This window comes from Bacteroides sp. (assembly GCF_028690125.1).
In the GTDB taxonomy this organism is placed as follows: domain Bacteria; phylum Bacteroidota; class Bacteroidia; order Bacteroidales; family Bacteroidaceae; genus Bacteroides.
This window is the reverse complement of record NZ_JAQVBV010000077.1, coordinates 1-10730: the sequence shown is the minus strand read 5'-3', so window position 1 is coordinate 10730 and position 10730 is coordinate 1. Positions and strand designations below refer to the sequence as shown.

Genomic DNA, 10730 nt, shown 5'->3' with positions numbered 1-10730 from the left:
TTAACTGTATGCAAAAATAATGGAACGAACCGCAATTGTTTGATTATGAGGTGTGTTTGATTCCGCATCGGAGTGCAAACGATTGCACTGTGCTAAATGCAGATTTGACTAAATAAGTTGTATCGCTTATGTTAAGAAGTCCTATTTTTGTTGCAGTTACAAACGAACAGAATGAGAGGTTCTGTTAGTGATGTGAAATGTATATTCAATATATTGTTAACTTTAATTTTAAGAATGCATGAAGCAAGTTAATCTTAGAATCCTTCGAACGATTCTTCCCCTGCTATTAGGGATGTTCTTGTCAATTGGCGCTTTTGCTCAACAGATCTCTATTAAGGGACATGTGAAAGATGTAACAGGCGAGCCAATTATTGGTGCTAACATATTGGTTAAAGGCACTTCGAACGGAACAATTACAGATTTTGATGGTAACTTTGTTCTGAATGCTCCTCAGAATTCTATTTTAGTATTCTCATTTGTAGGATACGAGTCGGCCGAGATTCCAGCAGCCCGTAACATGGTAGTTACGCTTCAGGATGATGCGGTGATGCTTGAGGAGGCTGTAGTTATCGGCTACGGTACAGTGAAGAAAAACGATGCAACAGGTTCGGTTACGGCTATAAAACCTGATAAATTGAATCGTGGACTTACAACCAATGCGCAAGATTTAATGGCCGGTAAAATAGCCGGTGTAAATGTTGTGTCCAATGGTGGTACGCCGGGTGGTGGAGCAACGATACGTATTCGTGGTGGTTCTTCTCTTTCGGCCAGTAATGATCCGTTGATTATCATTGATGGCTTGGCAATGGATAACGATGGCGTTAAAGGTTTGGCCAACCCTTTGTCAATGGTAAACCCCAACGACATTGAAACATTTACGGTATTAAAGGATGCCTCAGCAACTGCTATCTACGGTTCACGTGCATCAAACGGTGTGATTATCATCACTACTAAAAAAGGTTCTGCCGGGGCAGCACCTAGTGTGGCATACGACGGTAATGTTTCAATGAGTAATGTCAAAGAGACGCTTGATGTACTGAACGCAAGTGATTATCGTAAGTGGATTGTAGAACTCTATGGAGAAGATAGTGATGCCTACAGAGCTTTGGGAAACAGTAATACTGACTGGCAAGATGAGATCTATAGAACTGCATTGAGTACAGACCATAATCTTACCATATCCGGAGGCTTGAAGAATATGCCTTATCGCGTTTCTTTGGGGTATACCAATCAGAATGGTATTATTGAAACTTCTAAATTTGAACGTTATACGGCATCTGTTAATGTAGCTCCTTCGTTCCTTGATGGTTATTTGAAATTGAACGGAAACTTGAAGGCGATGTTGGCTAAAAGCCGTTATGCCGATGGTGGGGTAGTGGGAGCAGCCGCTCGTTTTGATCCAACACAGTCTGTTTATTCTTCTGATGATGTTTACAAAAACTATTTTGGTGGGTATTTCCAGTGGACAACAAATGGTACTTCTTTGAATGATCCGAACTGGACGCGCACATTCAACTCATTGGCACCTGCCAATCCGGTTTCTACACTCGAAATGAAAAACGATAGAGCCACATCGAAATCTTTAGTAGGTAATCTGGAAGTTGATTATAAATTTCATTTCTTACCCGATCTTCGTCTTCACATGAATGGAGGTATGGATGTTTCAACCGGTAAGCAGAACACGGATGTAAGTCCTTATTCAGCTTCTAATAACTATTACGGTAGTTATGGATGGGAAAAGATTGATAAATATAATCTTTCTTTCAACTCTTATTTACAATATACTAAGGAGTTGAACATTCACAACTTTGATGTAATGGGTGGTTACGAGTGGCAACATTTTCACCGCGAAGGATCTTCACGGTACAATGGTTATTATCAGTCTACTCATACTGAAAAACCGGGTGAAGCATATAACCTGACAACAAAAGAATGGGCTTCAGAGAACTTTCTGGTTTCTTTCTTTGGTCGTTTGAATTATTCTTTATTGGATAGGTATTTGTTTACTGCAACTGTACGTCATGACGGTTCTTCTCGTTTCCACAAAGACAATCGTTGGGGAACATTCCCTTCATTCGCATTGGGATGGAAAATAAAAGAAGAGGCTTTTATGAAAGATGTAGATCTTTTCTCTGATTTGAAACTCAGATTAGGATATGGTATGACAGGACAGCAAAACATTGGTAGTGATTATGCTTATTTTGCTTCTTACAATGCCAACAAAGATGGTGCTTATTATCCTATCGGTTACGGAGATGGTGAGACTTATAGGCCCAATGCTTATAATAAAAACCTGAAGTGGGAAAAAACAACAACTTACAATGCCGGATTGGATTTTGGTTTCCTTAATGGTCGCATCACTGCTTCGGCTGATTATTATTTCCGCAAGACTGATGACTTGTTGAATTATGTATATGTTGCTGCCGGTACAAACTTTAAGAATCAGGTAAATGCGAATGTAGGTTCTTTGGAAAACAGAGGCTTTGAATTTACAATCAACGCAAAACCGATTGTTGAAAAGGATTTGACTTGGGATGTTGGTTTTAATCTGACATATAATAAGACTGAAATTACTAAATTAACCAGTGGTGACGGCGAAGGATACTATGTTACTACAGGTGGTATTTCCGCCGGAACAGGTAATACGGTTCAGGCGCATGCTGTTGGACATCCGGCTTCTTCTTTCTATGTATACCAACAAGTATATGATAAAAACGGTAAACCGATTGAAAACTTGTTTGTAGATCGCAATGGTGATGGCGTAGTCAATGAAAGTGATAAATACTTCTACAAAAAACCAACAGCAGATGTGTTGATGGGATTCACCTCTAAATTAATTTATAAAGCTTGGGATTTGAGCTTTTCACTGCGTGCCAGCTTTAATAATTATGTATATAATGATGTAGAATCAAACAACAGTGATATGGGCACACTCTATGCTCCTTCGAATTTCTTGGTTAACCGTCCTACCATGGTACTTGCCAATAACTTCCAGGGAACCGGTAACTACTATATGTCCGATTATTATGTACAGAATGCTTCTTTCCTGAAATGTGATAATATTACGTTGGGATATTCATTCAAGAGACTCTTTGGATTAGGTGTTAGTGGGCGTGCTTATGCAGCAGTATCCAATGTCTTTACGATTACTGATTACAAAGGCCTTGATCCGGAAGTAAACGGAGGTATTGACAGAGATATCTATCCACGTCCGTTGGTTTCACTTATCGGTTTAAGTCTTAACTTCTAAATCACTTAACATTTAAAGAACATCATTATGAAATTAAGATATTTAAAATCAATTATACCGGCAGCAGCCTTGACATTGGCGCTCAGTGTAACCTCTTGTGTGAGCGATTTGGATGTTAATCCGATTGATCCGAGCACAACAATGGAATTTAATCAAAACGAAGTTTTTACTAAAATTTATGCAACACTCGGCTTGACAGGACAGGAAGGTCCTGCCGGAAGTGGTGACGTAGATGGAATTGATGAAGGAACTTCTGATTTTGTACGCTTGATATGGAATCTGAACGAATTACCCACCGATGAGGCTCATTGCAACTGGACTGATGTAGGTATTCCTGAATTGAATTATGGCGCATGGGGAGCTTCTCACAGCCAGATTACAGGTTTGTATTATCGTTTGTTTTTTGATGTGACTCTATGTAACTTCTTCTTGGAACAAACGGAAGGAAAAACGGATGCGGAGTCTGTTGCTCAGCGTGCGGAAGCCCGTTTTATTCGCGCATTGAATTATTACTACCTGATTGATATGTTTGGCAATGTTCCTTTGGTAACAAGTGTGTCAACAGAGAATCCTCAACAAGCTAAGAGAAGTGAGCTGTTCAACTTTGTTGAAACGGAATTATTAGCTATTGAACCTGATATGAAGGAGCCACGTACTAATACGTATGGCCGTGTTGATAGGGCAGCTGCATGGTTATTGTTGTCACGCTTGTACTTGAATGCTGAAGTCTATACCGGTACTGCACGTTGGACAGATGCTGCTACTTATGCCGAAAAAGTGATGAACTCTGCTTATACATTGAGCACTACTTATAAACATTTGTTTATGGCTGATAACAATGGCAGTTCTGTTAATACAGCGAACACTGAAATTATCCTTCCTATTTTGCAAGATGGAGCTACAACCAAAAATTACGGTGGCAGTTTGTACTTGATTGCATCAACACAGAAGGATGATATGCCTTACTACGGCACTACCGAAGGATGGGCCGGAAACAGTTGCCGTCCTCAACTGATGGCTAAATTCTTTCCAACATCCGATGCTCCTAATGTAGGAGTTACTGAAATGGTTACAGCTGCTAAAGATGATCGTGCTTTGTTTTACGGAACTGATCGTACGTTGTCCATAGATGATGAATCCAAATTTGTCAATGGCTTCTCTTGTGCTAAGTATTCAAACGTAAGAGCAGATGGAGCTTTATCTAATGATTCCAAATTCACCGATACGGATGTGCCTTTTATGCGGGCTGCCGAAGCTTACCTTACTTTTGCTGAAGCAACTCTCAGAGCAAACAACAACATCAGTTCGGATCCCGTAAAAAATGCGATTAATGCTCTTCGTACACGTGCTAATGCAAAGACGGAGACTTCTTATACCTTGAGTATGATTTTGGATGAGTGGTCCAGAGAATTTGCATTCGAAGGCCGTCGTCGCTCTGATTTGATCCGTTTTGATAAATTTGGTGGTAACTCTGATTATACTTGGCAATGGAAAGGTGGTACTCAGGCAGGAACCAGTTTTAGTGTAAACTATAACTTATATCCTATTCCTACCAACGACTTGAATTCTAACTCTAACCTGACACAGAATCCTGGTTATTAATGAGGTTGCAACAAGATTTAGTAATTAATAAAAAGTAATGATTATGAAAAAAATAACGATATGGGCATCCTTGTTCTTGGGATTATCTCTTTTCACAGCTTGTGAGGATGACAGAGATTCAAATCCGATATTACAGGATCCAACTGCTTTTGTATTGAATACGCCTGCCTACTCTACGGCAGTGTATGACTTGTCGAAGTCTTCAAGCGTGGAACTGACTTGTTCGCAGCCGGATTATGGTTTTACTGCTGCAACAGTCTATACGGTTCAGGTTTCGTTAAACAACGATTTTACAACCGAAGGAACTTATACTACTTTAGCTACTACTTATACAACAGCCAAAATGAATGTTGATGCATCGGAAATTGCGACAGCAGCAACTACAATGGCTTTAGCTAATGGCAAGACAGAAGATGAATTTCCTATTGTGACCAAGATGTATGTTCGTCTTAAGGCGGCATTAACAACCGGAACGGGAGAAATATATTCCAACGTAGTTGAATTACAGAATGTTCGCGTACATTTCGCATTAAGTCCGGTTGTGTTACCCAAAACAATGAATATCATCGGAAGCGGTGTTGGCGGATGGGATTGGGAGAAAAACGCTATTGCAATGATTCCTACCTATGACAATAACGGTACGTTCTGGAGAATGATTTATGTTCCTGAGAAGGGCGAACTGAAGTTCAACATTGAAAAGGCTTGGGATGGCGTTGAGTTTGCAACCACTGCTACGTTGAAAGATAATGCAGAGGCTGGTTTAAGTGGTGACGGTAATATTGTTGTAGCGAATGCCGGTTGGTATCTGGTGGTTGTAAAAGCCGAGATCGTTGGCCGTAACATCGTTTACACCGTTGAGTTTAATAAACCTGAGGTCTATTTGACCGGTGGTACAGCCGGCGGCTGGGATTTCTTTGATGAGACCAACAAGTTTACTGTTCCTGCAGATGGAGAAGGGTTCTTTACTTCCATTCCTTTTGTTGCTACAGGCGAGGTACGTATGTGCGTTAAACTGAAAGATGTTGATTGGTGGAAAACTGAGTTTATCGTTTTGGCAGATGGCCTTATTTCTTATCGTGGTACCGGAGGAGATCAGGACAAATTTACTGGTAGTGCAGGACAGAAAGCTTACCTGAACTTTATGACTGGTAAAGGAAAGTATGAGTAATAACATTGTAATCAGGAAATGAATATGAAAAAGATAGCATTATATATGCTCATGCTGGCATCAGCATTGGTTGCTTGCGATGAGGACTTTAACGAAGATGTTGCTGCTCCGCAGAGTTGGGAACAGGAAGATGGTAAATCGGTTTCTTTCTCAGCTACGGCTGCTTCGGCAATTGATTTAGCAACGGTTACGACCGATTCGGTTGCTGTTTGTTCATTCACCGCTCCGCCGGTGAGTGAAGGGCAAACGATTACCGGTTTCGATCTGAGCTTTGACCAAAAAATACTTTTGAATCTAACGCCAACGGGTAAAGTTGCAACAGCCGATTTACAATCGGCTGTAACACAGCTTTTTGGCAAACGTCCGCAAGCGAGAACCATGAAAGGTGTTGTTCATGCATACATGAAGACGAATGGTCAGGTGTTCCGCGCTTCTTCCGATACGATTGATATTATTGTTACCCCGGTGGCTCCCGTTATTGAGACTGCTTATTACTTGATCGGTGATATGAATGCTTGGGACGGAACCAAATTAGTTAAATTCAATCACAGCGGTAAAGATGTGTATGAAGATCCTTATTTTACTGTTATCGTTAAGGTGCCTGCCAATTGTTACTGGAAAATCATTCCTCAATCGAATGTGGATGCAAGTAATGTATCGGCTAACCCCGGCGTTCTTGGTCCGTCTGCTGATGGTGATACTTCTGCAACGGGTACATTAGTAAACGATAATGCTAAAGCCGGTAAAATAGCTGAGGAAGCAGGCTACGTTAAGTTTACATTGAATATGATGGAATCAACTTACACCATTGACTACATTGGTGACATGGCTCTTCAATTATATGTACCGGGAGCGCATCAAGATTGGAAGCCTGAGTTGGCACCTATTATTTATTGTCAGAACTATGACATGAAGTATGATGGATATGTTAACTTTACAGCTGCCGATCAAGCGTTTAAGTTTACCGCTCAACCAAGCTGGGACGGTACTAATTACGGTAACGGAGGAGACGGAACGCTAAGTACCGACGCTAACGCTGGAAACATGAGTGTAACCGAAGCCGGTTATTACCGCTTAACTGCTAATTTAGCAACAACTCCTATGACCTATACGGTGACCAAAACTGTTTGGGGAATTATTGGTGATGCAACACCGGGTAGCTGGGATACTTCAACTGATATGACTTACAATGCAACGACCGGTGAATGGACTGTAACGGCTGAATTAACAGGAGGAAAGGTCATGAAGTTCAGAGCTAATAATGCATGGGATATTAACTTAGGAGGTAATGCAAGTAATCTGACTTATGGCGGCGACAATATGAGCATTGCTGAAAGTGGTAATTATTTAATTACCTTAAACTTAAGTGATCCTAAGGCTTATAAATGCACAATTGTAAAACAGTAATTACATACTGTTCAGTATAATGATCGGGGCTTCAACAGGTACACTGCTTGGAGCCCTGATTTTAAAATTTTAGTTTTATGAAGAGATATAAGTATTGGTTTTTATTATTAATCCCTTTTTTAATAGCTGCTTGCAGTGGTAGTGATGATCCTGTCATAGAACCACCGGTTGTTCTCAAAGAAGGTTTGAACTATTCTCCAACTGCTCCCGATGCGGATCAGGAGCTGACAATTACTTTTAAAGCAGGTAGTACTTCTGCTTTGTATAATTATGTTGGAGATGTTTATGTTCACATAGGCGTAATCGTTGATGGAAGCTGGAAGTATGTTCCTGCCGAATGGACGGAAAATATCTCAAAATGTAAAATGACAAAAGCGGCCGACAATGTGTGGAGTGTCAAGCTGTCTCCTACTGTTCGGCAATGGTTTGCTTCGGGTGAAACTTCCATTCAGAATCTGGGCATTGTGATTCGCAACGCCGATGGCAGCAAGAAGGGCTTAACTGATGATGCCTTTGTTTCTGTTACCGATTCAAAATACAAGCCATTTACGCCTGCGGCTATTAAGTATGCTACCTTGCCTGCCGGAGTAAAGGAGGGAATTAATATTGTTAATAGTTCTACTGTTACGTTGGTGCTTTACGACAAGGATAAGAATGGTAATCACAAAGATTATGCGCATGTGATAGGTGATTTCAATAGCTGGAAGTTGACAAATGATGATAAATCTCAGATGAATCGGGATGACGCTGCCGGCTGTTGGTGGATTACATTAAGCGGTTTGACGGGGACTAAAGAGTATGCTTTCCAATATTATGTAGGAACGGCGGCAGAAGGTGCCACGCGTCTGGCTGATGCCTATAGCAGAAAAATACTTGATCCGGATAATGATTCTTATATATCTTCTACTACCTATAATGAAGACAAGACGTATCCTCAAGGAGCTGAAGGCATTGTTTCCGTGTTTAAAACAGAACCGGATACTTACACGTGGAAGAATACTGCTTTCAAAATGAAGGATAAAGATGATCTGGTGATTTATGAGATGTTGTTGCGTGACTTCACTGCTTCGGGCGACCTCAACGGAGCTAAAGATAAATTGAGCTACCTCAAATCTTTAGGGGTAAATGCCATTGAATTGATGCCCGTACAGGAATTCGACGGCAACGATAGTTGGGGCTATAATCCTTGTTTCTTCTTTGCGCTCGATAAAGCGTATGGAACAGACAAGATGTATAAGGAGTTCATTGATGCATGTCACGGAGAAGGTATTGCTGTTATTTTTGATGTGGTTTATAATCATGCCACCGGCTCACATCCGTTTGCTAAACTTTATTGGAACAGTGCAACGAACAAAACGTCTGCTCAGAATCCATGGTTTAATGTGGATGCACCTCACCCTTACAGTGTGTTTCATGACTTCAATCATGAATCTCCTTTGGTTCGTGCTTTTGTAAAACGGAACCTTGAATTCTTACTAAAAGAGTATAAGATTGATGGTTTCCGCTTTGACCTGACGAAAGGATTTACACAAAAAAGCAGCACGGAGAGTAAGGCTTCTGCTTACGATGCTACTCGCGTTGCCATTCTTAAAGATTACAACAGTACGGTGAAAACAGTCAATCCTTCGGCCATGATGATATTGGAGCATTTTTGTGATAACGCAGAAGAGAAGGAGTTAGCTAATGACGGCATGTATTTGTGGCGTAACATGAACTATGCCTATTGCGAATCGGCTATGGGACTTCCCGATAATTCTGATTTCTCGGGCTTGTATGACACTTCAATGCCTATGGGCTCTTTGGTTGGGTTCATGGAAAGCCACGACGAGGAGCGCATGAGTTTTAAACAAATCGCTTATGGCAATTATACGTTTAAAACGAGTCTGGCAGATCGGATGAAGCAACTGAAAGTGAATACGGCTTTCTTCCTTACTGTACCCGGCCCGAAAATGATTTGGCAATTTGGTGAGTTGGGTTACGATCATTCCATCGAAGAGAACGGACGTACCGGCAAGAAACCTATTGAGTGGGAGTATTATGTTGATGCAAACCGTAAAGCGCTTTATGACACCTATGCCAAACTGATGACTTTGCGCAATGCAAATACTGAATTATTTGATACTTCAGCAATCTTTAGCTGGCAGGTAAAAGGAAATACCAACTGGTTGAACGGCCGCTTCCTGACTCTTGAAGGGGGAGGTAAGAAACTTGTTGTTGCAGGCAACTTTACGAATCAGGCAGGCAGCTACACTGTTACCTTCCCGCATACGGGTACGTGGTATAACTACATGACGGGAGAATCTGTTTCTGTGTCGGCTACTAATCAAACGATAAGCATACCTGCACACGAATTCAAATTGTTTGTAGATTTTCAGTCTAACTAAATTGTATTTGTATTCGTTGATATCTAACATGTTAAGTGGCAACTTTGTGCATACAAAACACAAAGTTGCCACTTTCTTTTTAAGACTATTTATTTCGTTTGCAATGCGCGTGTACGCGTGTTGCCTTAATTGGCTATAGCAAATGTAGCTAATGTTTGGGAACCTTTTCGAAGTTCAAGTTTATTGTCCTTAATTCTGTAATTATCCGTTTCGCTCAACGCTTTCAATACGGCATTTTCTATTTCCATACTTTCCATGCAGTACTTACTGGTTGACGCTAAATCGCCAAACTTGAGACTCTTTTCTTTCAACTCTACAGGTCCCGAGAAATAATTGCAACCACTGTTGCCACTTGCCTGGTTGTTCTCTATTTTTAGTGTCACAGGGTTTTCTTCGCTCGGTATAAGTTCCTTTGAAGAGGTGCCCACAGTTATCAATTTCCATTGTGTTGCCGTAATAGAAACTTCCTGTTGTGCTCTTTTTGATGTGGCACATGAACTTAAAATCAGGCAAAATGTAAAAATAAGAATCGATACTTTTTTCATTACTTCATTATTTTGATTGGTTATTTATAGTCTAAATGAAGTAAAAGTGCATTGCTTGCTTCGTGAAGGGTGTAATTTAGATTTGTTTAACGGTCACAAAAAAAGGTATCTGTAATAGATACCTTTTCATGGTTTGTCTCATTAGTGTACAGATGCTTCTTTACAATCATGCTATTTGCGTCTTTTTTTCTTCTTGCGCCACCAAATGATGAATCCGGTTACTGGGAGTGAAGCAATGATGAGGCTCGCAAGAAATACTATAATTCTACCGGGGAGACCTAAAATGGAACCCGTATGTATGTCATAATTCATTCGGTATAATTTATCACCTGCGCTTGCCTCGGCCAGCTTGATGCCATACGTTCCTCCGGCTT

7 protein-coding genes are annotated in these 10730 nt (G+C 40.7%); 5 read left to right on the top strand and 2 right to left on the bottom strand.

Features of this window, described 5'->3' with window-relative positions:
• Positions 1-238 precede the first annotated feature (238 nt).
• The 5 genes from PHO71_RS24355 to PHO71_RS24335 all read left to right on the top strand — a co-directional run bounded on the left by PHO71_RS24355 (position 239) and on the right by PHO71_RS24335 (position 9811).
• Complete coding sequence (locus PHO71_RS24355) at positions 239-3250, top strand: TonB-dependent receptor (RefSeq protein ID WP_300208656.1); 3012 nt, start codon at positions 239-241, stop codon at positions 3248-3250.
• A 27-nt stretch (positions 3251-3277) separates the two neighbouring features.
• A complete protein-coding gene (locus PHO71_RS24350; RefSeq protein ID WP_300208654.1) occupies positions 3278-4852 on the top strand; it encodes a RagB/SusD family nutrient uptake outer membrane protein in 1575 nt (524 codons plus the stop codon).
• Between the two features lie 43 nt (positions 4853-4895).
• Complete coding sequence (locus PHO71_RS24345; RefSeq protein ID WP_300208652.1) at positions 4896-6020, top strand: SusF/SusE family outer membrane protein; 1125 nt, start codon at positions 4896-4898, stop codon at positions 6018-6020.
• 24 nt (positions 6021-6044) lie between these two features.
• Positions 6045-7427 (top strand): DUF5115 domain-containing protein, encoded by a 1383-nt coding sequence (locus PHO71_RS24340; RefSeq protein ID WP_300208650.1) that lies wholly within the window; start codon positions 6045-6047, stop codon positions 7425-7427.
• A 77-nt stretch (positions 7428-7504) separates the two neighbouring features.
• Entirely contained in the window at positions 7505-9811 is a 2307-nt protein-coding gene (locus PHO71_RS24335) for an alpha-amylase family glycosyl hydrolase (protein ID WP_300208648.1), read from the top strand.
• Between the two features lie 125 nt (positions 9812-9936).
• Here PHO71_RS24335 and PHO71_RS24330 read toward each other — a convergent pair whose 3' ends face one another.
• Positions 9937-10356 carry an META domain-containing protein gene (locus PHO71_RS24330; RefSeq protein ID WP_300208647.1) on the bottom strand — a complete coding sequence of 140 codons (420 nt, stop codon included), beginning with the start codon at positions 10354-10356 and terminating at the stop codon, positions 9937-9939.
• 171 nt (positions 10357-10527) lie between these two features.
• Positions 10528-10730 (bottom strand): PepSY domain-containing protein (locus PHO71_RS24325; RefSeq protein ID WP_300208645.1); only part of this gene is annotated, 203 nt, incomplete at its 5' end.

Coding starts and splice junctions, on each gene's coding strand:
- PHO71_RS24330 (WP_300208647.1), bottom strand. CDS start 10,356: ATGAAAAAAGTATCGATTCTTATTTTTACATTTTGCCTGATTTTAAGT.
- PHO71_RS24355 (WP_300208656.1), top strand. CDS start 239: ATGAAGCAAGTTAATCTTAGAATCCTTCGAACGATTCTTCCCCTGCTA.
- PHO71_RS24335 (WP_300208648.1), top strand. CDS start 7,505: ATGAAGAGATATAAGTATTGGTTTTTATTATTAATCCCTTTTTTAATA.
- PHO71_RS24350 (WP_300208654.1), top strand. CDS start 3,278: ATGAAATTAAGATATTTAAAATCAATTATACCGGCAGCAGCCTTGACA.
- PHO71_RS24340 (WP_300208650.1), top strand. CDS start 6,045: ATGAAAAAGATAGCATTATATATGCTCATGCTGGCATCAGCATTGGTT.
- PHO71_RS24345 (WP_300208652.1), top strand. CDS start 4,896: ATGAAAAAAATAACGATATGGGCATCCTTGTTCTTGGGATTATCTCTT.